Source organism: Shewanella sp. SP1S1-7 (genome assembly GCF_031932105.1).
GTDB lineage: Bacteria > Pseudomonadota > Gammaproteobacteria > Enterobacterales > Shewanellaceae > Shewanella > Shewanella baltica.
Genome location: NZ_JAUOEU010000001.1, coordinates 78,153 through 102,475 on the forward strand (window position 1 = coordinate 78,153; position 24,323 = coordinate 102,475).

At 46.3% G+C, this 24,323-nt stretch carries 20 protein-coding genes; 8 read left to right on the forward strand and 12 right to left on the reverse strand.

Annotated features, from left to right (window positions below):
- Positions 1-83: 83 nt before the first annotated feature.
- On the reverse strand, positions 84-1,949 hold the full coding sequence (locus Q4Q49_RS00325; RefSeq protein WP_311998352.1) for a M2 family metallopeptidase: 1,866 nt from the start codon (positions 1,947-1,949) through the stop codon (positions 84-86).
- 220 nt (positions 1,950-2,169) lie between these two features.
- Here Q4Q49_RS00325 and Q4Q49_RS00330 point away from each other — a divergent pair, with 220 nt between their 5' ends.
- Together Q4Q49_RS00330 and Q4Q49_RS00335 are read left to right on the forward strand one after the other, a co-directional pair.
- Positions 2,170-2,808 carry a TetR/AcrR family transcriptional regulator gene (locus tag Q4Q49_RS00330; RefSeq protein ID WP_006081559.1) on the forward strand — a complete coding sequence of 213 codons (639 nt, stop codon included), beginning with the start codon at positions 2,170-2,172 and terminating at the stop codon, positions 2,806-2,808.
- Positions 2,809-2,824: 16 nt separating this feature from the next.
- Entirely contained in the window at positions 2,825-5,104 is a 2,280-nt protein-coding gene (locus Q4Q49_RS00335) for an acyl-CoA dehydrogenase (RefSeq protein ID WP_311998353.1), read from the forward strand.
- Between the two features lie 258 nt (positions 5,105-5,362).
- Here Q4Q49_RS00335 and pyk read toward each other — a convergent pair whose 3' ends face one another.
- Positions 5,363-6,802, reverse strand: a complete 1,440-nt coding sequence (gene pyk, locus Q4Q49_RS00340; RefSeq protein WP_311891115.1) for a pyruvate kinase — start codon at positions 6,800-6,802, stop codon at positions 5,363-5,365.
- Between the two features lie 187 nt (positions 6,803-6,989).
- Positions 6,990-7,844, reverse strand: a complete 855-nt coding sequence (locus Q4Q49_RS00345; protein WP_006081563.1) for a MurR/RpiR family transcriptional regulator — start codon at positions 7,842-7,844, stop codon at positions 6,990-6,992.
- 312 nt (positions 7,845-8,156) lie between these two features.
- On the opposite strand from Q4Q49_RS00345, the gene zwf reads away from it, so the two are divergent.
- Genes zwf through Q4Q49_RS00365 form a run of 4 tightly spaced genes read left to right on the forward strand, consistent with a single transcriptional unit; the run spans position 8,157 to position 12,835 of the window.
- A complete protein-coding gene (gene zwf, locus Q4Q49_RS00350) occupies positions 8,157-9,629 on the forward strand; it encodes a glucose-6-phosphate dehydrogenase (RefSeq protein ID WP_028759998.1) in 1,473 nt (490 codons plus the stop codon).
- A 9-nt stretch (positions 9,630-9,638) separates the two neighbouring features.
- Positions 9,639-10,337, forward strand: coding sequence for a 6-phosphogluconolactonase (gene pgl, locus Q4Q49_RS00355; protein ID WP_006081565.1), 699 nt, complete (start codon positions 9,639-9,641; stop codon positions 10,335-10,337).
- Positions 10,338-10,346: 9 nt separating this feature from the next.
- On the forward strand, positions 10,347-12,173 hold the full coding sequence (gene edd / locus Q4Q49_RS00360; RefSeq protein ID WP_311998354.1) for a phosphogluconate dehydratase: 1,827 nt from the start codon (positions 10,347-10,349) through the stop codon (positions 12,171-12,173).
- Positions 12,174-12,193: 20 nt separating this feature from the next.
- Complete coding sequence (locus tag Q4Q49_RS00365; RefSeq protein WP_006081567.1) at positions 12,194-12,835, forward strand: bifunctional 4-hydroxy-2-oxoglutarate aldolase/2-dehydro-3-deoxy-phosphogluconate aldolase; 642 nt, start codon at positions 12,194-12,196, stop codon at positions 12,833-12,835.
- 185 nt (positions 12,836-13,020) lie between these two features.
- Here Q4Q49_RS00365 and Q4Q49_RS00370 read toward each other — a convergent pair whose 3' ends face one another.
- From Q4Q49_RS00370 to Q4Q49_RS00380, 3 genes are all read right to left on the reverse strand, one after another.
- The gene (locus Q4Q49_RS00370) at positions 13,021-14,370 is read right to left on the reverse strand and encodes an anti-phage deoxyguanosine triphosphatase (RefSeq protein WP_063884408.1); all 1,350 of its coding nucleotides are present in this window, start codon (positions 14,368-14,370) and stop codon (positions 13,021-13,023) included.
- Between the two features lie 25 nt (positions 14,371-14,395).
- Positions 14,396-14,983, reverse strand: coding sequence for a 5'-deoxynucleotidase (yfbR, locus tag Q4Q49_RS00375; RefSeq protein WP_011839912.1), 588 nt, complete (start codon positions 14,981-14,983; stop codon positions 14,396-14,398).
- A 288-nt stretch (positions 14,984-15,271) separates the two neighbouring features.
- Positions 15,272-16,486: a pyridoxal phosphate-dependent aminotransferase gene (locus tag Q4Q49_RS00380; RefSeq protein WP_311998355.1), complete on the reverse strand. Its 1,215-nt coding sequence runs from the start codon at positions 16,484-16,486 to the stop codon at positions 15,272-15,274.
- Positions 16,487-17,260: 774 nt separating this feature from the next.
- On the opposite strand from Q4Q49_RS00380, the gene Q4Q49_RS00385 reads away from it, so the two are divergent.
- Positions 17,261-18,643, forward strand: a complete 1,383-nt coding sequence (locus Q4Q49_RS00385; protein WP_006081571.1) for a Na+/H+ antiporter NhaC family protein — start codon at positions 17,261-17,263, stop codon at positions 18,641-18,643.
- 296 nt (positions 18,644-18,939) lie between these two features.
- Positions 18,940-20,274 (forward strand): glutamine synthetase family protein, encoded by a 1,335-nt coding sequence (locus Q4Q49_RS00390; protein WP_310803486.1) that lies wholly within the window; start codon positions 18,940-18,942, stop codon positions 20,272-20,274.
- A gap of 157 nt (positions 20,275-20,431) precedes the next feature.
- Here the strand turns inward: Q4Q49_RS00390 and efp are convergent, their stop codons facing one another.
- The 6 genes from efp to Q4Q49_RS00420 form a co-directional block, all read right to left on the reverse strand.
- Positions 20,432-20,992 (reverse strand): elongation factor P, encoded by a 561-nt coding sequence (gene efp / locus Q4Q49_RS00395; protein ID WP_006081573.1) that lies wholly within the window; start codon positions 20,990-20,992, stop codon positions 20,432-20,434.
- A 45-nt stretch (positions 20,993-21,037) separates the two neighbouring features.
- A complete protein-coding gene (earP, locus tag Q4Q49_RS00400) occupies positions 21,038-22,216 on the reverse strand; it encodes an elongation factor P maturation arginine rhamnosyltransferase EarP (RefSeq protein WP_311998356.1) in 1,179 nt (392 codons plus the stop codon).
- A gap of 112 nt (positions 22,217-22,328) precedes the next feature.
- Complete coding sequence (gene fldA / locus Q4Q49_RS00405; protein ID WP_006081576.1) at positions 22,329-22,856, reverse strand: flavodoxin FldA; 528 nt, start codon at positions 22,854-22,856, stop codon at positions 22,329-22,331.
- A 54-nt stretch (positions 22,857-22,910) separates the two neighbouring features.
- Entirely contained in the window at positions 22,911-23,183 is a 273-nt protein-coding gene (ybfE, locus tag Q4Q49_RS00410; protein WP_006081577.1) for a LexA regulated protein, read from the reverse strand.
- A gap of 10 nt (positions 23,184-23,193) precedes the next feature.
- The gene (locus Q4Q49_RS00415; protein WP_006081578.1) at positions 23,194-23,415 is read right to left on the reverse strand and encodes a DUF2788 domain-containing protein; all 222 of its coding nucleotides are present in this window, start codon (positions 23,413-23,415) and stop codon (positions 23,194-23,196) included.
- Between the two features lie 101 nt (positions 23,416-23,516).
- Positions 23,517-24,293 (reverse strand): alpha/beta fold hydrolase, encoded by a 777-nt coding sequence (locus tag Q4Q49_RS00420; RefSeq protein ID WP_226058571.1) that lies wholly within the window; start codon positions 24,291-24,293, stop codon positions 23,517-23,519.
- Positions 24,294-24,323 lie beyond the last annotated feature (30 nt).

The window sequence follows — 24,323 nt, forward strand, 5'->3', positions numbered from 1 at the left end:
TATTGAATAACAAGCAGGAATAAAAATGCCCAATCTCGTTGGGCATTTTGCTTTATGCAATTTGGCGATGACTTAACGCGTCATTACCAACCACATTGGCGATTTGCGGCGGTATTTTGCTCATCTAACCATGTTTTAAGTGGCGCGAAGTAATCGAGCACAGCTTTGGCATCCATAACTTCTTTGCCTGTGACTTCTTTCAATGCTTCAGGCCATGGCTTACTTAAACCTAACTCGAGCATCTTATTGAGTTTCTCTCCCGCAGCTTGATTGCCATAAATACTGCATCTATGAACCGGACCTTTATCGCCCACAGTTTCACATAGCGCTTGATGGAACTGGAATTGCAGAATATGCGCGAGGAAGTAGCGGGTGTAAGGCACATTACCTGGCACATGGTATTTAGCGCCTGGATCAAAGTCAGCTTCGCTGCGCTTCGTCGGTGCTTTTACGCCTTGGTATTTTTCCCTGAGATCCCACCATGCTTGGTTATATTGGGCAGGTGTGATTTCGCCGCTAAACACTTTCCAGCGCCACTGATCTATCATCAAACCAAAGGGCAAGAAGGCGATTTTATCTAAAGCTTGCTTCAGTAAGAGTCCTATGTCCTTAGAGGCATCAGGCACTTCATCTAATAAGCCAATCTGTTTTAAGTAGCTTGGGGTGATCGACAGCGCAATCGTGTCACCAATCGCTTCATGGAAACCATCGTTGGCGCTGTTTTTAAACAGGAATGGCTGCTGCTTATAAGCGCGTTGATAGAAGTTATGTCCAAGTTCGTGATGGATCACGCTAAAATCTTCGGCGGTCTTTTGGATACACATTTTTATGCGAATATCGTCGAGATTATCGAGATCCCATGCCGAAGCGTGGCAAACCACATCACGATCCTTTGGCTGAACAAATAGAGAACGTGCCCAAAAACTTTCTGGCAATGGTGCAAATCCTAGAGACGTGAAGAAGCCTTCGGCTTGTTTCACCATTTTACGCTCGTCATAACCATTTTTTGCCAGTAGCTCAGTGACATCGTAACCCGGGTCGGCATTGTCTGGGGCGACTAAGTCATACACATTGCCCCATTGCTGGGCCCACATGTTACCGAGCAAGTGTGCAGGAATTGGTCCAGTGCTCGGTGCGATGCTATCGCCGTATTCTTTATTGAGTTCACCGCGCACATAACAGTGCAATGATTCATAAAGGGGTTTCACTTGGCCCCAAAGACGATCGAGTTCCTGTGAAAAATCATCGGGTTTCATATCATATTGACTACGCCATAGCTCAGACAGGTTTGCATAACCAAGATCCTTCGCGCCTTCATTGGCCAGTTCCACTTCACGTTGAAACAAGGGACGCATGGGTTTGGCAATTTCACGCCAGCCTTTCCACGCTTCTAGTAAGGTTGCGGGATCCCGTGATTCGGCCATCAAGCTCGATAGCTCAGGCTGGGTCATACACTTACCGTCGGCAAAACAGTACTTTCCTTTGCCGTATAAGCCATTTAACTCTGAGCTAATTTGCGCAAGCTCGGCATTTTTCGCAGGATCGAGCGGGGCGGGCAATACTAACGCACTGCGAAGAATATTAAGCTTACGGGTATTAACGGGATCGAGTTGCACATTGGCGTACTTAGCCGCCTCTGTTGCAAATTTTACCGACGCTGCGCTGACCTTTTCACCGACCGCGGCAGACAGGGCAGCGGTATCATCGGTAATAAAGTTGCTGTAAATCCATTCGGCGCGATTAGACTCAATCGACAATTCAGCCATTTTGGCTTCAGCATCGTTAATAAAAGCAATGGCTTGTGCTTTATCTGGCGCGGTATTGATGACAGCCGCTTCAGTGCTAGCGGGCTTGTCGGTTTTGCTTTGTGCATCATTACAGGCCGTTAATCCCAGCGTTAAGGCGACTGTGAGGGCGATTTTACTGCGACGATTTAATGAAATAACCATGTCTACTTGTCCTTGTTGTTTTTGTGTTACACAGTTTACCTAAAGCTAAGGTGTATTGCACAAGGGTTAATGGGCTTGTTGGTTACACTTATTTCGCAGATGTTCCATATACGGCTTGAATGCAGGCTAGAAAGCGGCGAATTTGTCCAATTTTAGTTTGACATCCGTGGTGCCAATGTTTAATTTAAACGAGTGTTTTAAATTAATTCAAGGTCACGGAATGGCAAGTCGATCCGATACAAAAACTAGAATACTTGATGCCGCAGAAAAACTGTTCGCCGAACGGGGCTTTTCTGAGACCTCGTTGCGACTCATCACCAGTAAGGCTGAGGTGAATTTAGCATCGGTCAATTATCACTTTGGTTCTAAAAAAGAGCTGATCCGTGCAGTATTAGCGCGTTATTTAGACGTGTTTATGCCTGCGGCTTCAAACCAAATTAATCGCTTAAATGCCGCGCCAGCACAAGCAACACTCGAAGAAATTTTGTCTTCGCTGGTCGATCCTTTATTGGATTTAAACGCGCTACGTACCGAAGGCACCACGATCTTCCTGCAGCTTTTAGGCCGTGGCTATATCGAAAGCCAAGGGCATTTACGTTGGTTTATCACTACCCATTACGGCCAGCATCTCGATGCTTTTGTTAAAGCCGTGTCGGCCAGTGCGCCACATATTCCACCCGCTGAAATGTTTTGGCGTTTACACTTTACCTTAGGCACTATCGTATTCACTATGGCGTCCGCCGATGCCCTAAACGATATCGCTGCTGCTGAGTTTGGTGAGCATAACGATATCGAAGCCGTGATCCGTAAAGTGATCCCATACATGGCGGCTGGCGTATCAGTCCCCGTTTCTTCTTAATTAAAAGGTCTTGATAATGTTGACGATTATAATTCTTGCCCTGATAGCCATTATCGTGTTGTTTGCGGTGAAAAATATCCGGATGCAGTTTATTACCCGCCCAGTTTTTAGTTTTTTCAAGAAGGTCTTGCCGCCACTTTCAGATACCGAGCGCGAAGCGATGGAAGCCGGTGATGTCTGGTGGGAAGGGGAGTTATTCCGCGGAAATCCTAACTGGAATACCTTGCACAGCTACGGTAAACCGACGCTGACCGCTGAAGAAAAAGACTTTATCGATAATCAAGTGATGACAGCACTGACGATGATCGATGATTTCGACATAGTGCATAACCGTAAAGATTTACCGCCAGAGTTGTGGGAATACTTCAAGAAAGAAGGCTTCTTCGCCCTGATCATTCCGAAGAAATTCGGTGGTAAAGCTTTCTCTGCCTATGCTAACTCGACCATTGTCAGCAAATTAGCCAGCCGTAGCGTAAGCGCTGCTGTGACTGTCATGGTGCCGAACTCTTTAGGCCCTGGTGAGTTGTTGACCCACTATGGTACGAGTGAGCAGAAAGAACGTTGGTTACCTGCTTTAGCTAAAGGCGATGAAATTCCTTGTTTTGCGTTAACTGGTCCAGAAGCGGGCAGTGATGCTGGCGCTATCCCAGATGTGGGTATTGTGTGCCGTGATACCTTCAATGGCGAAGAAATGCTTGGGCTAAAACTCACCTGGGATAAGCGTTATATCACGCTGGCGCCTGTAGCGACGGTTCTGGGTTTAGCGTTCCAAATGCGCGATCCAGAAGGTCTGCTTGGCGATAAGAAAAATTTAGGCATTACCTGTGCGTTGATCCCAACGGATCATCCTGGAGTGGTTATTGGTCGTCGTCATAATCCGCTAGGTATGGCGTTTATGAACGGCACTACCCAAGGTAAAGAAGTATTTATCCCGCTGGATTGGATTATCGGTGGCCCTGAATTTGCCGGTAAAGGCTGGCGTATGCTGGTTGAGTGTTTGTCGGCGGGCCGCGGTATTTCATTGCCTGCATTGGCAACGGCTTCTGGTCACATGGCGACGAAGACGACAACGGCTTACAGTTATGTGCGTCATCAGTTTGGTATGGCAATTGGCCAGTTTGAAGGGGTGCAAGAAGCGCTGGCACGTATTATTGCCAACACTTATCAGTTGGAAGCCGCACGTCGTTTAACGACCACGGGTATAGATCTTAAGGTGAAACCTTCGGTTGTGACTGCGATTGCTAAGTACCACATGACTGAGCTAGGCCGTTCTGTGATGAACGATGCCATGGATATTCAATCGGGTAAGGGCATTCAATTAGGACCTAAAAACTATTTAGGCCACCCTTATATGTCGAATCCAATTTCGATCACAGTCGAAGGCGCGAATATTCTAACCCGCTCCTTGATGATTTTTGGTCAAGGTGCGACTCGCTGCCATCCTTACGTGCTTGCCGAAATGGAAGCCGCTGCGATGGAAAACCAACATGAAGCCTTAGAGCGTTTTGATGCGCTATTAATGGGCCACATGGGTTATGCCACGCGTAATGCTTTCAATGCGTTGTTTAGCGCGTTAAGTGGTAGCCGTTTTGGCAGTGCGCCAGTGAGCGGTGAAACTAAGCAGTACTATAAAGATATGTCGCGTATTTCGTCTGCGTTAGCCTTAATGACAGATTTATCCATGCTGATCATGGGCGGCGATTTAAAACGCAAAGAAATGCTGTCGGCACGTATGGGCGATGTGCTCAGCCAGTTGTATTTAGGCTCAGCAACCTTGAAGCTATTTGAAGACAATGGCCGTCAACAGGACGATTTACCCGCAGTACGTTATGTAATGGCCAATCGTTTGCACTTAGCGGCTAAAGCACTGGAAGACACGATTCGTAACTTCCCGAGCCGTCCTGTGGCATGGTTACTGCGCGGCTTAATTTTCCCGCTGGGTAATCACTTCAATGCGCCGAGCGATAAAATGGCGACCGATTTAGTCGGTGGCATGTTGAAGCCTGGACCTGCTCGTGACCGTATTACCTTCCTATGTCCTGAATTTGAAGGAGATAAGGGCGGTATTGCGGAAGTTGAACAAGCATTTGTTGCGCAATATGCCTGTAAAGATATTTATAAAAAGCTGAAGAAAGCGCAGCGTGCCGGTGAACTGCCAGCCAAAGTGCCTAATCTCGTCTTGTTTGCAAAAGCACTCGAGACAGGCGTTATCACTGCCGATGAAGAGCAGAAATTGCAGCATGCTGATAAGCTGCGCTTAGCGGCAATTAATGTGAATGATTTCGAAGCGTTATAGTGATTGCTAGTGTTTGATGTTAGCGTTTAATGTTAGTGCGGTCTGGTCTAAGCGGTATTAGGTTCGATGACTACTCCGCTTGGGCCACTTGCATTTACCTCAGCAATGAGAGAACGACAAATTAGCACCAACAGAAATCAGCAGTCACAGATAACAGCATTTACAGAGAACTGCAGATATAAAAAACCACCTTCATAAGGTGGTTTTTTATTGGCTTTTTTCTAACGCGCTTTAGTCGTTAGAAGAAGCTTAAGTAACTTAAGCAACGATCAACACTTTACAGGTGTTAGTGCCGCCAATCGTTTCCATTGCATCGCCTTTGGTCATCAGCACCATATCACCGCTGTTCAAATAACCTGCAGCTGTTAATGCTTCTAACGCTTTTTGCGCTAGCTCATCGGCTGGGTGGATAGTTGAATCGAAGTAGATTGGTAACACGCCGCGGTACAAAGCCATTTTAGCCAGCGTTGTCGCGTGACGTGATAAACCTAAGATCGGCAGTGCAGAACTGATGCGTGACATCAATTGTGGTGTCGCACCTGATTCAGTCAAAGCAATAATCGCCTTAACGCCTTCAAGGTGGTTAGCCGCATACATAGTCGATAGTGCAATCGTTTCTTCAACAGAAGTGAAACGCACATCTAATCTATGCTTAGACACAATCACACTTGGGTGAGATTCTGCGCCAACACAGACGTTTGCCATTGCCTTAACGGTTTCTTCTGGGAAGTCACCGGCAGCGGTTTCAGCTGATAACATCACTGCATCGGTACCATCAAGCACAGCGTTCGCCACGTCCATTACTTCGGCGCGGGTTGGCATTGGGCTTGAAATCATCGATTCCATCATCTGAGTGGCCGTGATGACGACTTTATTCAGTTGACGTGAACGGGCGATTAATTTCTTCTGCACCGCAACGAGCGCAGCATCACCAATTTCAACACCTAAGTCACCACGGGCAACCATAACCACATCAGACGCTAAGATCACATCGTCCATAGCCGCATCGGTCGCAACAGCTTCAGCACGTTCAACTTTAGCCACGATCAAGGCATTGCAACCGGCTTGACGGGCAAGATCACGGGCGTAATCTAAATCAGCACCACTGCGCGGGAAAGACACGGCTAAATAATCCACTTGGATCATTGCCGCAGTCAAAATGTCAGCTTTGTCTTTTTCGGTTAGCGCCGCAGCAGAAAGTCCGCCACCTTGCTTGTTAATACCTTTGTTGTTAGATAAAGGGCCCGCCACAGTCACTGTGGTATGCACTTTACGGCCTTCAACACGCTCAACGCGTAATTGAACGCGGCCATCATCTAACATCAGGATATCGCCAACAGTCACATCGTCTGGCAATTGCTTGTAATCGATACCCACTTGGGTCTCGTCGCCTTCACCTTTGGCTAACTCGGCATCAAGTATATAGGCTTGACCTAATACCAGTTGCACTTTCTTATTGTCTTTGAAAGTAGAAACGCGGATTTTAGGGCCTTGTAAGTCACCCAAAATAGCCACATGAACGCCCAACTCTTTAGCGATTTCACGCGCTTGAGTTGCTCGTTTTAAGTGATCTTCAGGGGAACCGTGGGAGAAATTAAGACGTACAACGTTTGCACCTGCCGCGATGATGCGGCGTAGATTATCATCACGATCGGTAGCGGGACCTAGAGTGGTGACGATTTTGGTTCTGCGGAACATAAGGATACTCCGTTAAAGTTAAAAAAAATCTTGGGCCTATATTACCATGCAATTCCAGATTATGTAGTAAAGTTACAATCAAATTGATCTAAAGTTATGTATGAAAATTGTGAGGTATCGCTGATATTTGCACGATAAATGGCTAGGTTAAGGATCAAAACTAGCCATTTTTAGAAAAGGAAGTGAGTTACAGTATCGGATCTTTATTGATGCGAGACTCTTTTAATACTTCTTTCACTCGTTTCAAATTATCGCGGAAACGTGGACCTCTACGTAAGGTAAAGCCGGTTGCCAATACATCTATAGTGACTAATTGGGCTAAACGCGAGGCCATAGGTAAATACATGTCGGTATCTTCTGGCACTTCCATTGTCACGGGCAGCGTACATTCCATCGACAAAGGCGAGTTGCGGGCGGTAATACCAATCACAGCTGCACCGTTTTCTCTCGCTAAACGTGCTATCTCAATCAATGACTTAGTACGGCCTGTGTGGGAAATTAATACAACAACATCACCTTCATTGCTGTTGATACAGCTCATGCGTTGCATTAGAACATCGTCAAAACAGATGACAGGCACATTAAAACGGAAGAATTTATTTTGGGCGTCATGGGCAACAGAAGCGGATGCGCCTAGGCCGAAAAAGGAAATAGTCTTAGCTTGAGTCAATATATCAACGGCTTTATTGATGGCTGAAATATCGAGACTCTGACGAGCGGTATCAAGCGAAGCCATTGAAGATTCGAAGATTTTTGTTGTATACGACTCAGTCGAATCATCTTCTTCAACGTGGCGGCTCACATAAGGAGTACCGTTCGCAAGACTTTGCGCTAGATGTAACTTAAAATCAGGGAAGCCTTTAGTATCTAAGCGGCGACAGAAACGATTCACAGTAGGTTCACTGACATCTGCCATCTTAGCCAGTGTGGCGATGCTAGAATGTATAGCTGTCTGTGGTGATGCTAAGATCACCTCTGCAACTTTGCGTTCTGATTTACTAAAATGGGTGAGGCTTTTTTGAACCTTTTCTAGGGTATTCATACGCGTATGTCCGCTAAATTGAGAATGTAATTTTATTTTTTTAGTTTTGTGGGTGGCAGATCAAGGCCGGTGGCCCACAAAGAGACTCTTTGTAGTAACTTTTCAGTACAATTTTGAAATAAGACTTTACTAGCTTCAGTAATTTAAGCACAAAAAGCATATCAGATTTATGCTGCAAGTGCCTAGTTAGCAAGAATGTTAATATTTATAAAAATAGATGCATTTAACAAATTCTGTTGTTATATTACAACAAAAGTGTGGATTTCTTCATCGACATGAAGGGACACGACATACAAAGGAGATCGTAACGCAATGGGCAAAACAACATCAGGCGCCAAAGCTTGTGACTTCGTACTCTTTGGTACTAAAGGCGATTTGGCACGACGCAAGTTGTTACCTTCTTTATACCAGCTAGATAAAGCTGAACTTCTCGATAAAGATACGAAAGTGATCGGTGTCGCGAAAGATGAGTTTACTCAAGATGAGTTTATCGAATTAGTCACGCTTGCATTAAACACCTTCGTGAAAGAGCCTTTGTGCGAAGAGACTCTCCAACGTTTTCTGTCCCGCTGCCACTATATAGGCACTAACTTTACCGATTCAGCGGGCTACAGTGCCTTCCATGATCTGCTCAAACCAGAAGAGCGTGTCATGGTCAGTTACTTTGCTACGCCACCTGCAATATTCGGCGACATTTGCCGTTGTTTGCATGAACAAGATCTTATCCACCCAGATTCACGCGTGGTGCTCGAAAAGCCCATCGGCTCAGATTTAGACTCTTCTCGCGTTATCAATGACCAAGTTTCCGCTTACTTCAAAGAACGTCAGGTTTACCGTATCGACCATTACTTAGGTAAAGAAACCGTACAGAACTTGATTGCCCTGCGTTTTGCGAACTCTTTATTTGCTTCTAAGTGGGACAACCGTACGATTGACCACGTCCAGATCACAGTCGCAGAAGAAGTAGGCATCGAAGGCCGTTGGGGTTACTTCGACAAAGCGGGTCAAATGCGTGACATGATCCAAAACCATTTGCTGCAAGTGTTAACGCTCGTTGCCATGGACCCACCTGTTAACTTAGACGCTGACAGCATCCGTGATGAAAAAGTTAAAGTGCTTAAATCACTGCGTCCGATTAATTCTGACAATGTGTATGAAAATACCGTACGCGGTCAGTACAGCGCAGGCTTCTTAAAAGGCAGCCCAGTACCGGGCTATTTAGAAGAGGAAGGCGCCAACCTTCAATCACACACAGAAACCTTCGTGGCGATTCGTGTGGATATCGACAACTGGCGTTGGGCGGGCGTGCCTTTCTATTTACGTAGCGGTAAACGTATGCCGTTTAAGAGCTCTGAAATTGTGGTGTATTTCAAAAACCCACCGCATAACTTGTATCGCTCAAGCTACCGTAATCTGCCACCCAACAAGCTGACTATTCGTCTGCAACCCCATGAAGGGGTTGAAATCCAGATGATGAACAAAGTGCCAGGTTTGGAGCAAAAACAACGTCTACAAACCACTAAACTCGATTTGAGCTTCTCCGATACCTTCAAAAATGAACGTATCGCCGATGCCTACGAGCGTCTATTACTCGAAGCTATGCTCGGTAATCAAGCGCTGTTCGTGCGCCGCGACGAAGTCGAGCAGGCATGGACTTGGGTGGATGGCATTATCCAATCATGGGAACAAAGCAACGAAAAACCAAAACCTTATCCTGCGGGTACTTGGGGTCCAGTTGCGTCAGTTGCTTTGATCACCAAAGATGGCCGTTCGTGGGACGAGTAGGAGACTTTGATGATTAAAGAAACCGTATTCAAATCTTTCGATACGCCAAGTGCGTTAGAACAGCAACTGGCCAGCAAGATTGCAAGCCAGTTACAGGAAGCCGTCGATGCCCGCGGAAAAGCGAGCCTAGTGGTTTCCGGTGGTTCGACGCCGCTTAAGTTATTTCAACTATTGAGCATGAAGTCCATCGATTGGAGTGATGTTTATATCACTCTCGCCGATGAGCGCTGGGTTGAAGCCGACGCCGATGCTTCTAATGAACGTCTAGTGCGTGAACATTTATTACAAAACCGTGCGTCGAATGCCAAATTCCGCGGTTTAAAAAACATGTTTTCGACCGCAGAAGCGGGCGCCGATATGGCTGCCGAGTCTTTGTCTAATTTCCCTCGTCCTTTTGATGTGGTGGTATTAGGGATGGGTAACGATGGTCATACTTGTTCTTGGTTTCCCTGTAGCGCTGAGCTTGAAAATGCGCTCACAACCCAAGCCCTGTGCGTGGCGACTAACCCCACCACAGCACCCCACGGCAGGATCACGCTCTCTAAGAGTGCGATTCTGAACAGCAGACAAATTTATCTGCACTTGGTCGGGGAACAGAAATTATCCGTATATCGTCAAGCGTTAGAAAGTGATGATGTCCATGCTATGCCTATCAGAGCCGTATTAGCGCAGCGTAAAACGCCCGTTGATGTGTTCTGGAGCGCTTAAGGAGTCAAGATGCACTCAGTAGTTCAAGCTGTTACCGACAGAATTATTGCCCGTAGCAAAGCGTCACGTGAAGGTTATCTCGCCGCATTGAATGATGCCCGTAACCATGGTGTACACCGTAGCTCATTGAGCTGTGGCAACTTAGCCCATGGTTTTGCCGCCTGTAATCCAGACGACAAAAATGCATTGCGTCAATTGAATAAGGCGAACATCGGCATAGTGACGGCATTTAACGATATGTTATCTGCGCACCAACCCTATGAAAGCTATCCTGAATTGCTGAAAAAAGCCTGTCAGGAAGTCGGCAGTGTTGCACAAGTGGCGGGCGGTGTTCCGGCCATGTGTGACGGTGTGACTCAAGGTCAACCCGGTATGGAATTGAGCTTACTGAGTCGTGAAGTGATTGCTATGGCAACGGCAGTGGGCTTGTCTCACAACATGTTCGATGGTGCTTTACTGCTCGGCATTTGCGATAAAATCGTTCCAGGTTTGCTTATCGGCGCCTTAAGCTTTGGTCACTTACCTATGTTATTCGTGCCTGCTGGGCCGATGAAATCAGGTATCCCGAACAAAGAAAAAGCCCGTATTCGTCAGCAATTTGCCCAAGGTAAAGTGGATCGCGCGCAACTGCTTGAAGCAGAAGCCCAGTCTTACCACAGTGCAGGAACATGTACCTTCTACGGCACTGCAAACTCGAATCAGCTGATGCTTGAAGTGATGGGTCTGCAGTTACCAGGCTCGTCATTTGTAAATCCTGATGATCCACTGCGTGAAGCCTTAAACAAGATGGCGGCTAAGCAAGTGTGTCGTTTAACCGAAATGGGTACCCAATATACCCCAATCGGTGAAGTGGTCAGCGAAAAGTCTGTGGTGAACGGCATAGTGGCACTTTTGGCTACCGGCGGTTCTACTAACTTGACCATGCACATCGTTGCCGCGGCTCGCGCTGCCGGTATTATCGTGAACTGGGATGATTTTTCTGAATTATCCGATGCCGTGCCATTAGTGGCGCGCGTGTATCCAAACGGTCACGCCGATATCAACCATTTCCACGCCGCGGGCGGCATGGCGTACTTGATTAAAGAATTGCTCGATGCGGGTCTATTGCATGAAGATGTGAACACAGTTGCGGGCTTTGGTTTACGCCGTTATACCCAAGAGCCAAAACTGCTCGACGGTGAACTGCGCTGGGTGGATGGTCCAACGACCAGTTTAGATACTGAAGTGTTATCTTCTGTCGCATCACCTTTCCAAGGCAATGGTGGTTTGAAATTACTGAAAGGTAACTTAGGCCGCGCTGTGATCAAAGTATCGGCGGTACAAGCACAACATCGTGTCGTTGAAGCGCCCGCTGTAGTGATTGACGATCAAAACAAACTCGATGCCTTGTTCCAAGCCGGTGCTCTGGATAGAGATTGCGTGGTTGTAGTTAAAGGACAAGGCCCGAAAGCCAACGGTATGCCAGAACTGCACAAGTTAACCCCATTATTGGGCACGCTTCAGGACAAAGGCTTTAAAGTCGCGTTGCTGACCGACGGTCGTATGTCTGGCGCGTCGGGTAAAGTCCCCGCGGCCATTCACTTGACGCCGGAAGCCTTAGATGGCGGCTTAATTGCCAAAGTCAAAGATGGCGACTTGATCCGTGTCGATGCGTTAACAGGCGAACTGAGCCTGCTCGTCTCTGAAGCTGAACTTGCCACCAGAACCGCCGGAATAGTCGATTTACATCGCTCACGTTATGGCATGGGCCGCGAGTTATTTAGTGCGCTACGTTCCAATCTAAGCAGTCCAGAAACTGGTGCGCGTTGTACTAATGCCATCGATGAACTTTATTAATACAAAGGAAGAATAACGCAATGCTTGAGAATAACTGGTCACTACAGCCACAAGATATTTTTAAACGCAGCCCTATTGTTCCTGTTATGGTGATTAACAAGATTGAACATGCGGTGCCATTAGCGCGAGCACTGGTTGCCGGCGGCATTAGCGTGTTAGAAGTGACTTTGCGTACACCTTGCGCACTCGAAGCTATCACTAAAATCGCCAAAGAAGTGCCAGAGGCCTTAGTGGGCGCGGGTACTATCTTAAACGAAGCTCAGCTTGATCTTGCGATTGCCGCTGGTGCGCAGTTTATTATTACCCCAGGCGCGACGGTTGAACTGCTCAAAGCCGGTATGCATGGTCCTGTACCATTGATCCCAGGCGTTGCGAGCATTTCAGAAGTGATGACGGGGATGGCGCTTGGTTACACCCACTTTAAATTTTTCCCAGCCGAAGCCTCGGGTGGTGTGGATGCACTGAAAGCCTTCTCGGGTCCGCTAGCGGATATTCGCTTCTGCCCAACAGGTGGCATTACGCCAAGCAGCTATAAAGATTATTTAGCGCTGAAAAATGTCGATTGTATTGGTGGCAGCTGGATTGCGCCAACGGATGCAATGGAACACGGCGATTGGGATCGTATCACTCAGCTTTGTAAAGACGCCATCGGCGCTTTATAAATCGAGCTTGAAATAGCGACAAAATAAAAAACCACCGCAAGGTGGTTTTTTGTCTTTCATCTTTAGCCTTTGATAAAGAATGGCTGTGATAGCTGGCGCTATAGAAAATCTAGCTTTTATAGAAACTCGCACATTTACAAACGGTCTGGCTTTATAGCAAGTCGGGCCACGCAATGTCTGCTTGCCTACATTTCCTTGCTCAGTTCCACATTTGAGCCGGCTTTTGGGCTAAATAGCTGTTGATACAGTCTGCCTGCAAACTCATCGGTCATTCCCGAAATATAGTCCGCCAAGACTCTGTGGCTGTTTAAGCCTTGTTGCTCACTTTCGCGCCAGCGCTCTTGGGTGTTCAGTGGCAGTAAACGTTCTGGATCGGAAGCGAAGGCTTCGAATAAACCCATCACAATTTGCTGGCCTTTATATTCGAGCATTTGGATCTCAGGTTTACGGATCACGTATTTATAAACCAGTTGCTTGAGCACATTGAGCGCAATGGCAAATTCCGGCTCTAAGGTCGCATTAAAGCGCAATAATGGTTCTTCAAACACGTCATCTTCTGAGATAACAATCGCGGTGACAAAGCCATTAACGAGTGTGCCTATGGCATCTTTACGCAGATGATGCTCATGGGAAAACAGCTTATTGCCAATATCGGCAAGCTCTTGTCGTATCCACGCATCGCCGCTGTTTGTGAGTGTCGGCGCCACATCTTGATGCCACTGCGATGCCGTGACTATACCCATCACAATCGCATCTTCGAGATCGTGCACCGCATAGGCAATGTCATCTGCCAGTTCCATAATCGAGCAATCGAAGGATTTAAACTGAGTGCGCAGATGCGGATAGTGGTGCAGGGCGGGGTGTGATCCTTGCTGCGTCGATGTAAAACGACTGCGGTCTGCCTCAGACAAAGGCTCAAGCACCCAAGCGAAAATGTCGTTATCATCGTCGAAAATGCCCTTAACCGGCGGCCATTGTGACGGCTTGAGCTGTCTATGGTTGGTTATTTCACTATGCTCACCCGCGACAAACAGCTTCGAGTGCGGCGCGGGGTATTTCAAAATCCCGAGCATGGTACGCCGACATAAGTTCATCCCAAAATCTAATGTATAGGGCTCAAGTTTCGATAAAATACGAAAAGTTTGGCCATTGCCTTCAAAACCGCCGTGGTCGCGCATCATGTAATTCAATGCGACTTCACCGCCGTGGCCGAAGGGAGGATGACCAATATCGTGGGCCAAACACAAGGACTCTAATAAGCTCATAGAGCAAAGCAGCTGCTTATGCTGTGGATATTTACGTCTTAGCTGCGCGGCTATGCCAGTGCCAATTTGCGAGACTTCGAGTGAGTGGGTTAATCGAGTGCGATAGAAGTCATTCATGCCAACGCCGAGCACTTGGGTCTTGGCCTGCAGGCGGCGAAAGGCGGCCGAGTGGAGAATACGCGCCCTGTCTCTTTGGTAAGGGCTGCGGTGATCGTTACGCCGTTGTTTATCTTCACCATGACGGCGTTCTTGCCAAACACTTGAAGTCATATGCATTCCTAGCGAGAGTGGAAAATCAAAGCATCTTGTTAATTTCGTCTAAATTCAAGGTGAAACTGGGCACAAAGCAGTTCATAAAATACTGTACTGCGGGGTCAGGATTTGTCGCCAGCATGTCTTCGAGACGCTTACGGGCGGTGTTGAACTCACTGTTTCCCGCGCGGTTTTCTTCAAGACATTTAAGATAGGCACACAGAGTATCAGCGGATTTCACTATGGTCTTGTAAACGGGATCGGCGTAATCACTGATGAACAGACTGCGATAATCTTCTTTAAATTCTTCTGGCACCATATCCAGCATGCGCTGCTCTGCAATCGCCTCAATCTTTTTATACTCTGCTTCAATTTCTTTATTGAAGTATTTCACCGGTGTCGGTAAGTCACCCGTGAGAATTTCACTGGCATCGTGAAAAATCGCCAGACTTGTAGCTTGATGGGGATCAAGCGTCGTGCCGAACTTTTTATTACTGATGATCACCAGTGCATGGGCCACCATGGCGACTTGTAGCGAGTGTTCCTGAACATTTTCAGTGCGAACGTTGTACATCAAAGGCCAGCGTTGGATAAGTTTCATTCGAGCTAAATGGGCAAATAAGTGACTCATAGTTTTCCTGTTAATTCGAGGGCCTGCGTTGGATAAGCGTCATTCGTGTTCTAAAAACGGCACATAAATGACTCTTAGTTTGCCTGCTAATGAGTGAGTAGAAAGGCGACAAGCTGCATTGGAAGACGTGACACGCGTTGAATAAGCAGTATTGACGCTAATGAAGTCTTAGATTATCACAGCCTCGGATGACACGTGAGTATGAGCGTGGAGGATTTGTCAAAATCACTAAAAATAAAGCGACCACTAGGATCGCTTTATGACTCAAACCGTTAGCCGAGGCTAAACCTACTGCCGATAGTTTTCGAGGAAGGCGCCAAACTCGGTAAATGCTTTTTTCAGATCGTCTTTATAGGGTAAGAAAACCACTCGAAGATGGTCGGGCTCAGGCCAATTAAAGGCGGTACCGTGCACTAACAAAATTTTCTTTTCTCTGAGTAAATCCAGCACTAAGCGCTCATCATCCCGCAGATTGAATTTCTTCATATCCAGTTTAGGGAAAGCATACAGTGCGCCCTTAGGCTTTTTCACGCTGACACCCGGGATTTGATTCAACAGCTCGTAACAGGCATCCCGTTGAACTGTCAGGCGACCCTTAGGTAAAATTAGCTCGTTAATACTTTGATAGCCGCCGAGCGCGGTTTGAATCGCATGTTGATTGGGCACGTTTGCACACAGGCGCATCGATGACAGCATCTCTAAACCTTCGATATAGCTCTTCGCGGCTTTAAGATTGCCAGACAACATCATCCAACCGACGCGAAAGCCCGCTGCGCGATAAGCCTTTGATAGACCATTGAAGGTAACAGTTAAAATATCGTCCGACAGGCCAGCCGCAGGAACATGTTTGGCTTCGTCATACAAAATTTTGTCGTAAATTTCATCGGCAAATAAAATCAAACTGTGTTCACGGCAAAGCTCAACCACTTGCAGCAGTAATTCTTTGCTGTAAACCGCACCTGTAGGATTGTTTGGGTTGATCAGCACAATACCGCGGGTACGCGATGAAATCTTACTTTTAATGTCGTTGAGATCGGGGAACCAGTCCGCTTCTTCATCACAACGATAATGCACCGCTTTGCCGCCAGCGAGATTGGCCGCCGCCGTCCACAGTGGATAGTCAGGCGAGGGGATTAAAATTTCATCATCGGTGTTAAGCAAACCTTGCATCGCCATCATTATGAGTTCTGAGACGCCGTTGCCTATATAGATATCTTCGATATCGACACCAAAAATCCCTTGGGCTTGATAATGCTGCACTATGGCCTTGCGGGCAGAGAATAATCCTTTTGACTCACAGTAGCCTTGCGCACTGGGTAGATTAAGGATCACATCGCGCACAATTTCCTCCGGCGCTTCGAAACCGAAGGGGGCGGGATTACCAATGTTAAGTTTGAGGATCCGATGACCCTCGTCTTCTAAACGTCTGGCTTCCTTGTGCACTGGGCCGCGGATGTCATAGCAAACGCTATCCAGCTTGTTGGATTTGATGATAGGGCGCATTTACACCTCGGAACATGCATAAAGTTTGGCTTAAGTTAGCGCACCATAACGAAATTTCACTGTAGATGAAAGGGGGGAACAGCACAGAATGGGACTTTTTTTATAAATACTGCTTAGTTAAATATGCTTTAACAGTCAATTAATGAAATAAGAACAAGTTTTATATTCTGACTTTTAGGGGCTTTTAAGAGTGTTTAGCTAATGCTGACGGTAAATAAAACCCGCTTTACGTGTTTTTGGGATGTAGGAAGAAAATAATAACGCTTGATGTAAATGCATTTTCAGTGGTTGACGGCTATTTCGTTTTATTTGTTTGTCCTATAAATCTTAGTAGGGGAAAAGTGTATTTTAGCAAAAGCTTAATGATTGATTTTTAATCACAGTTCCTCGATAAGATCAACTTATGCCAGCTGTATATGACCTTGTAATAAATAGGCATATTTATTGAATGCTTATTAAGCTGAAAGGATCATAAACGGTTTCGTTGCGAGTGAGTTAAAAGACTTTAAAGTCATGATGTTATATTGATTTTGTTTGTAGCCTTTAAAATTATTTTCTATCAAGTTAAATTTATAGTTGACTCAATATTCGATGCGCTTTATTTTCTGCGCGATGTTTTTGGCAAGGCACCTCAGATAGCAAGCAATTAGCGGGTTTTATCTTCAGGGTTAGTCATCATGAAGCAGCTGTGTTGACGTTCTAAATCGTGTTGATTTCAGACGTCATTCTAAAACCATTTGCCTTTTAGGCGATTTATTTAGAGGACCTAAGTGCATGTCTGAACCGACAGCGTTAAGTCTCATCCCACCTCTGGTGGTATTGGTGTTAGCTATTTGGTTACGCCGTCCCATTTTATCTCTGATCATAGGTGCGGTAACCGGTTTCCTGTTACTCGATCCCAGTCAAGTCTTAAACAATTTTGCCAGTGTGTCATTGAAGGTCATGGCCGATGAAACCATAGGTTGGTTGATTCTGGTGTGTGGTGGTTTTGGTGCGCTGATTGCGCTTTTGGTCCGCACCGGCGGCGCGTTAGCGTTCGGCCGTAATGCACTGAGATTTGCTAAGGGACCCAAATCTTCTCTGTTGATGACGTTTATTCTTGGGATCGTGATTTTTATTGATGACTATCTCAATGCGCTGACCGTGGGTGAAACCATGAAGCGTGTAACGGATAAATTTAAAGTATCCCGTGAGATGCTCGCCTATGTTGTAGATTCCACTGCCGCGCCTGTGTGCGTATTAGTGCCATTATCGACTTGGGCAGTATTCTTTGGTGGGTTATTGGTCGATAACGGTGTTGCGGCTGAAGGTCAGGGCATTGCTGTCTACATGCAAGCCATTCCTTACATGCTTTACGCTTGGTTAGCCGTGGCTATGGTGCTACTTGTGGTACTTGGCATAGTGCCTGCCATTGGTCCGATGAAAACTGCGCAGCTGCGCGCCGCCCAAGGCGAGCCAGCAGAAGCTCAAGTGGATTTTGACCAAGTGCAAACCTCGGACGAATATGCGGTTAAAGCTATCGAAGAGGAATTTAAGCACGCCGATAATCATGGCAAACTGCATAACTTTTTAGTGCCGATAGGTCTGTTAGTGGCTTTTACCGTGTACTTTGATATCGACGTGTGGAAAGGCTTGCTGGCGACTTTAGTGATCACTATCCCTTATTATGCTGTGCAGCGTTTGATGCCGTTATCCGAGATGATGGATCAGATGATCGATGGCTTTAAGAGCATGCTACCGGCGATTAGCACTGTGATTGCGGCATTTGTGTTTAAGGACGTATGCGATCAGTTATTACTGCCGCAGTACGTGATTGAATCCTTAAGCCCGTTTATGACGCCTAAATTACTGCCTGCTGTGGTGTTTTTATCCATGGCGATCCTCGCGTTTGCGACGGGTTCGAGCTGGGGCATTTTTGCGGTGACCATTCCTATCGTGATGCCATTAGCGCAATCGGTGGGCGCGGATATTCCATTAGTGATTGGCGCCTTGTTGTCGGCATCATCATTTGGTAGCCAAGCGTGCTTCTACTCAGATTCAACCGTATTGGCCGCCCAAGGCTCAGGTTGTAACTTAGTGAGCCATGCAGTGACTCAGTTACCTTATGCGCTGATCGCCGCTGTACTGGCGTTTATCGGCTTTATCGTGATTGCGTAAATACTTTCATGATTAGAATAAGAAACCAGCTGCGGCTGGTTTTTTTATGTCTGCCGTAATTGGGTTCAGCGGTTAAAGTGGGGAAAAGGCGAGTGGAGAGTGGCTAGGCTTGAACTAGGATAAACACGATTACACTCTTAAATGAAGACGCTCAGCTGATGTCAAATTATATTTTACGTAATTGTCATTTATATTTTACATATTTCATCGTTACCATATAGCTTTTCAAATCAAAGCCTGATTATACTTTGCATCCTTCATGGTGTTATTTTCAACATTAGTGGCAAACGAATCAAATGGACTCAACCCTTCTTACTGCGTTTTTCCAGCACGGCACAATACGTGATGTCGAATGTTTATTCCCTGATATCTCAGGCTATCCAAGGGGGAAGCTCATGCCAGCCCGAAGCTTTGCTCAGGGTGCTGAGTTACGTATTGCCCAAGCGATTTCGATGCAGGCGATTACCGGTGAGTATTCCTACGATCCTATTTTCCCCGATGCTGATCCTGATCTGTTACTCGTCCCCGATTACAGCACCCTAAAAATGATCCCGTGGAGCACAGTGCCGCGCGCATTTGCCATCCATGACTGTGTGTTGCTCGATGGCAATTTATGCCCATTTGCGCCGCGTTCTATTTTAAAAAATGTGTTGGCCCGTTACCAAGCCCTTGGGTTAACGCCCGTGGTGGCCCCTGAGATTGAGTTTTATCTGACTGAAGCCAATACCGATCCGAGTGTGCCGTATCAGGCGCCCATTTCAAAAAGTGGCCGAGCTGAAAACGGTCAATCTGCGTTTAGCATGAATATGCTCAATGAACTCGCGCCATTTTGGGATGAGTTTAATGCCGCCATCGATGCGATTGGGATCAAAGGAGATACTTGGATCCATGAGATGGGGCTATCGCAGTATGAAATTAACTTAGTGCATGGCGATCCGCTGGCTTTAGCAGATCAAGCTTTTATGTTTAAATACGCGGCGAAAGAAATCGCCATTAAACATGGCTTGAACGCGATTTTTATGGCGAAACCCATAGCAGGCCAACCCGGCAGTTCTATGCATTTACATCAAAGTGTCGTGGATGATAAAGGCAACAATATTTTCAGCCATGTAGATGGTAGCGATACTGAACGTTTTCACCATTACATCGGCGGATTACAGAAGTATCTACCTGATTTAATGTTGTTATTCGCACCCAATATCAATTCATTCCGACGTTACATTTCCGGCAGCCAAGCGCCGATTAATTTAAGCTGGGGCGTAGATAACCGCACTACAGGCTTACGAGTGCCATTGAGTGCTCCGGTGGCGCGACGGGTAGAGAATCGAATTGCGGGCGCCGATGCCAATCCGTATTTGATGATTGCGGCGTCACTTGCTGCGGGACTAGCGGGAATGGAAGAAAAACTATCCCCAAGCGCGCCAGAAACCGGTAGTGCTTATGAGAGCAGCCATGACTTAGCGCAGACATTTCTCGCTGCATTAACGCAAATGCGCCAAAGTGATTCGGCACGACGCTTACTCGGGGATGATTTTGTCACGGGTTTTGTGTCAGTGAAGGAGATCGAGTTTCAAAGTTATTTGAGTGAGATAGGTGCTTGGGAGCGACGTTTCTTAGGGCCGCAATGCTAGCGCTTATTTGCTGAGGGGATGTTGCTGGATAACGCCTTATTTCCTTGAGTGACTCGACATCCCACAAATACATCCCACAAATCACGCGACTAAAAAACAGCAACAAAAAAGCCAGTGCAAGCACTGGCTTTTCTTCGGCTGGAAACCAGAAGGGCGATTAAACGCGCTTCTTGAATTCGCCAGTACGAGTATCGATTTCAATCTTGTCGCCAACTTTCACGAAGTCAGCAACAGTAACAGTGCCGCCGCCAGTGATCGTTGCTGGCTTCATCACTTTACCTGAAGTATCGCCACGAGCAGAAGGCTCAGTGTAGATCACTTCACGTACGATAGTGGTTGGCATTTCAACAGAGATAGCTTTGCCATCGTAGAAAGTCACTTGGCAAGTTTCTTCCATACCGTCAACGATATAAGCCGCTGCATCACCTAAGTTTTCAGCTTCTACGTCGTATTGGTTATATTCTGCATCCATGAATACAAACATAGGATCAGCAAAGTAAGAATAAGTACAATCAAGACGATCTAGGATGATGTCTTCTAACTTATCTTCACCTTTGAAAGTCGTTTCAGTACCAGAGTTAAGCAGTAAGTTTTTCAACTTTAACTTAACGATAGCAGCGTTACGGCCAGAACGAGTTGTTTCAGTTTTCTGCACAACCCATGGGCTGCCATCTAACATGATCACGTTACCAGGACGGATTTCATGAGCAGTTTTCATTACACTATTTCCTATATTTAGATTTTTCTGTTTTCGCGCAGTATCTTAGCTGTTTTTAACGAACTGAACTAGTCGAGTAGCGAGATCTGCAGCATTTAATGCATTAATTGGCCATTGTTTAGCATGGTGCAACAAGGGCAAATTAACAGGATTAAGGTTTTGCCAGTGAAGGCTCACGGCAGATTGCTGTGCTTGGTTGAACGCAAGATTCAATTCAGACCAATAACAAGCAATTTTAGGTGGCAGATTATCGCAGTAAAGTTTGAGAAAAGCTTCTAATTTTACGAGGTGATAATCATCTTCTTGGGGATAAATGTGCCAAATGAAGGGTTTTGCGGCCCATTGAGCGCGTAAAAAGGAATCTTCACCGCGGACGATATTAAAATCGCAGCTCCAGAGCAGACGATCAAACCCCTGTTGGTCTGTCATGGGTAAAATATGCAGGGTTAAATTGCCATGATTTATCTGCTGACCCGGCACTAGCGCGGCAATATCACAGGGCAGTAAATGCGTCAGACTGTTTAAGCTGCGACCCTTGGGAATAAGCGCATGGATTTTCTCGGCCGATTGCTGCCATAACTCGCATAACGCCGGCAGTGCCTCGGTCTCATAGCTAAAGATGCTAATCACAGTATCTTTAGCCTCAATCCCCTTAAGACCTAACTGACTAAAAAGCTGTAATTTGTTAGCTGAGTTAGCTTGCCAAGCATCGCGCTCGACAAACAAATCTTGCTCGCAGATGAGCCCACCGGTTTTTGCGCCAAAGCCCGGGAAGTAAAAATACTTCTTTAAACCATTGGCTTGTAATGAAGGCAAACCATGGCAGCCTTCGACCCAACCCTCAGCGCTTAGATACTCTAAATTCAGCCAGATAGGTACAGATCTGGGGTCGTTCTGATGTAAATAAACCAACTGCGCTTTTACCTGTTCGGGTAATTCACAGGCAAAGGCTTCGATGAGTACTGTTCCTGCAACAAACGCTACGGGTAAAGGCCTATTCCAATGAAGAATATTCACACCATTGAAGCTTTGAACGGCTATTAGTGGATCGAGTGTCGGTAATATGTGCGAGAAGCTTGCGAGGTCGTCGACCCACAAATTAACGGGAATCTGGTACTCATTAGCCATTTGTTTGGCTAAACGCCAAGTGACGCCAATATCGCCATAGTTATCGACGACGGTACAAAAGATATCCCAATGGGTGGAGCGGGGTGTGTTGGTCATGAGTGTGGTATGTCGTTATTCTTAGTTACAACAAGTAGATAATTGAAACAAGTAGAAATATAAGCATAAAAAAAGCGGCGTTAAGGCCGCTTTAATCGAATAGTTAGCCCAATTAGTCTTCTAATTCAGCTAAGCACATTTCTTCGTAAATTTGCTTAACCCAAGCATCGACACGCTCTTCGGTCAGCTCTGGCTGACGATCTTCATCGATACCTAAACCAATAAAGTGGTCGTCATCAACTTGACCTTTAGAGGCTTCGAAGTTGTAGCTTGCAGTTGGCCAGTGACCAATGATGATACCACCACGCGCCTGAACGATATCGCCAACCATGCCCATGGCATCAAGGAAATACTCAGCGTAGTCTTCTTGATCACCACAACCAAAAATAGCGACAAGTTTGTCAGTAAAATCAATTTGCTCTAGTTCAGGGAAGAAATCATCCCAGTCACATTGAGCTTCGCCGTAATACCAGGTTGGGATGCCGAACAGCAGCAAGTCATACTCTGCAATCTGTTCTTTGGTACTTTTGGCGATATCTTTCACCTCAACCATTTTTTTACCCAGTTTTTTCTGGATCATCTTGGCTACGGCTTCGGTGTTACCTGTGTCGCTACCGAAAAAAAGACCTACAGTTGCCATTGTCTATCCTTTAATGTCTAGTTCACTTATTAGGTTAATCTTGCTGGTACTCGTTCAGCACTCAACTTGTTGCTGAAGAATTAATTCGATTAACTGGCTACGGCTGATGTTACTGGCCAATGCCTGCTCATTCAAGGCATCATACAAATCTTGTGACACCTTTAACTCTATTCGCTTTAATCCGTTGGCTTTATCGCGCTGGATTTGATTGCGTTTGTTGACCTTAAGCTGCTGGCTACGGGACAAAGGATTACTTCGTGGGCGGCCCCGGCGCTTTTCATTGGCAAAAAGGTCAATGGTGGTTCTGTCTGTCGCTTCTTTTGCCATGTTCTTATTGTTAACCGATCCCTGAGCCTTCCCAAGTGATCTGGATAATACCTTTTACAATAAACCCGGCGCAGCCGAGAAATAACACTAACCAAACAATAAATCGACCAAATTTCGGCACGTTACCTTGTTTAAGCACATCGTGGATGGCCATGCCGATAAAGAAAAATATCGAGGCAAAAAACAGGTTCAGGCCGATGGTTTCAATTTGTTCCATGTACTGAGATAACATACTTTCTTAGTCCTCGAGAGTGTTCTAAGGCCAAAAGAGGCGCGAATATATCACATCAAGATGGCGGCTGCCATATGCTTTAGGTCGAGTTTGCTGCTGATTTACATTGCTTGTTTGTCAATAAATTCAGACACAATCCGGTTAAAGATGGCGGGTTTCTGTGCATGTAACCAATGACCACAGCCTTCGAGGGTTTTCGCCTGCGCCGCAGGGAATTGCGCCATGATAGCGCTTCTGTGTTCACCAGTGACATAATTTGAGTCACCACCACGAATAAATAGACTCGGGCCGCTATAGCTTTGTACTGGATTTGGCGCCTGATTGTGCCAACCAATAATATTGGGATAACAAGCCTTTAGCCCAATTAAGTTCAGCTTCCAACGAAAGCCAGTATCGGTACGCTGCAGGTTTTTGAGTAAAAACTGCGCCGTGGCTTCATCGATACCTTTGTCTATTAAGTGGTTAAGGGCAAAGCGTCTGTCGGTATGACCTTCTAAGGGCAGACTTTCTAATGCGGCAAACACTAAGTCATGTCTGGGCTCATAGGCGACGGGGGCAATATCTGCTGCCACCATGCTGATAATGCGCTCTGGATGAGCTAACGCCGTCGCCATGGCAATTTTACCGCCCATGGAGTGACCCACAATATGGGCGCGTTCAATAGCCAGTTCGTCGAGTAATGCAACCATGGCCGTGGCGAGGCGAGGGTAATCCATCTCATCCCAATGTTCACTTAAACCATGATTGGGCACATCGACACGAATAACCTGATACTGGCTTTCTAATACTTGCCCTAGGCCTTTAAGGTTATCTAGGTTGCCGAACAAGCCGTGGATCAAGAGTACTGCGGGTCCTTGGCCTGTAGAAACAAAGTTCATGGTGATTCCTGTTGAATATGTTTAGCTTAA

Excerpts from the sequence above, each read along its gene's own strand:
- Q4Q49_RS00420 (WP_226058571.1), bottom strand. The coding sequence starts at position 24,293 with ATGAACTTTGTTTCTACAGGCCAAGGACCCGCAGTACTCTTGATCCAC.
- Q4Q49_RS00335 (WP_311998353.1), top strand. The coding sequence starts at position 2,825 with ATGTTGACGATTATAATTCTTGCCCTGATAGCCATTATCGTGTTGTTT.
- yfbR (WP_011839912.1), bottom strand. The coding sequence starts at position 14,983 with ATGAGTCACTTATTTGCCCATTTAGCTCGAATGAAACTTATCCAACGC.
- Q4Q49_RS00325 (WP_311998352.1), bottom strand. The coding sequence starts at position 1,949 with ATGGTTATTTCATTAAATCGTCGCAGTAAAATCGCCCTCACAGTCGCC.
- Q4Q49_RS00415 (WP_006081578.1), bottom strand. The coding sequence starts at position 23,415 with ATGTTATCTCAGTACATGGAACAAATTGAAACCATCGGCCTGAACCTG.
- efp (WP_006081573.1), bottom strand. The coding sequence starts at position 20,992 with ATGAAAACTGCTCATGAAATCCGTCCTGGTAACGTGATCATGTTAGAT.
- pgl (WP_006081565.1), top strand. The coding sequence starts at position 9,639 with ATGATTAAAGAAACCGTATTCAAATCTTTCGATACGCCAAGTGCGTTA.
- Q4Q49_RS00370 (WP_063884408.1), bottom strand. The coding sequence starts at position 14,370 with ATGACTTCAAGTGTTTGGCAAGAACGCCGTCATGGTGAAGATAAACAA.
- edd (WP_311998354.1), top strand. The coding sequence starts at position 10,347 with ATGCACTCAGTAGTTCAAGCTGTTACCGACAGAATTATTGCCCGTAGC.
- Q4Q49_RS00390 (WP_310803486.1), top strand. The coding sequence starts at position 18,940 with ATGGACTCAACCCTTCTTACTGCGTTTTTCCAGCACGGCACAATACGT.
- zwf (WP_028759998.1), top strand. The coding sequence starts at position 8,157 with ATGGGCAAAACAACATCAGGCGCCAAAGCTTGTGACTTCGTACTCTTT.
- Q4Q49_RS00345 (WP_006081563.1), bottom strand. The coding sequence starts at position 7,844 with ATGAATACCCTAGAAAAGGTTCAAAAAAGCCTCACCCATTTTAGTAAA.
- pyk (WP_311891115.1), bottom strand. The coding sequence starts at position 6,802 with ATGTTCCGCAGAACCAAAATCGTCACCACTCTAGGTCCCGCTACCGAT.
- fldA (WP_006081576.1), bottom strand. The coding sequence starts at position 22,856 with ATGGCAACTGTAGGTCTTTTTTTCGGTAGCGACACAGGTAACACCGAA.
- Q4Q49_RS00380 (WP_311998355.1), bottom strand. The coding sequence starts at position 16,486 with ATGCGCCCTATCATCAAATCCAACAAGCTGGATAGCGTTTGCTATGAC.
- Q4Q49_RS00385 (WP_006081571.1), top strand. The coding sequence starts at position 17,261 with ATGTCTGAACCGACAGCGTTAAGTCTCATCCCACCTCTGGTGGTATTG.
- earP (WP_311998356.1), bottom strand. The coding sequence starts at position 22,216 with ATGACCAACACACCCCGCTCCACCCATTGGGATATCTTTTGTACCGTC.
- Q4Q49_RS00365 (WP_006081567.1), top strand. The coding sequence starts at position 12,194 with ATGCTTGAGAATAACTGGTCACTACAGCCACAAGATATTTTTAAACGC.
- Q4Q49_RS00330 (WP_006081559.1), top strand. The coding sequence starts at position 2,170 with ATGGCAAGTCGATCCGATACAAAAACTAGAATACTTGATGCCGCAGAA.
- ybfE (WP_006081577.1), bottom strand. The coding sequence starts at position 23,183 with ATGGCAAAAGAAGCGACAGACAGAACCACCATTGACCTTTTTGCCAAT.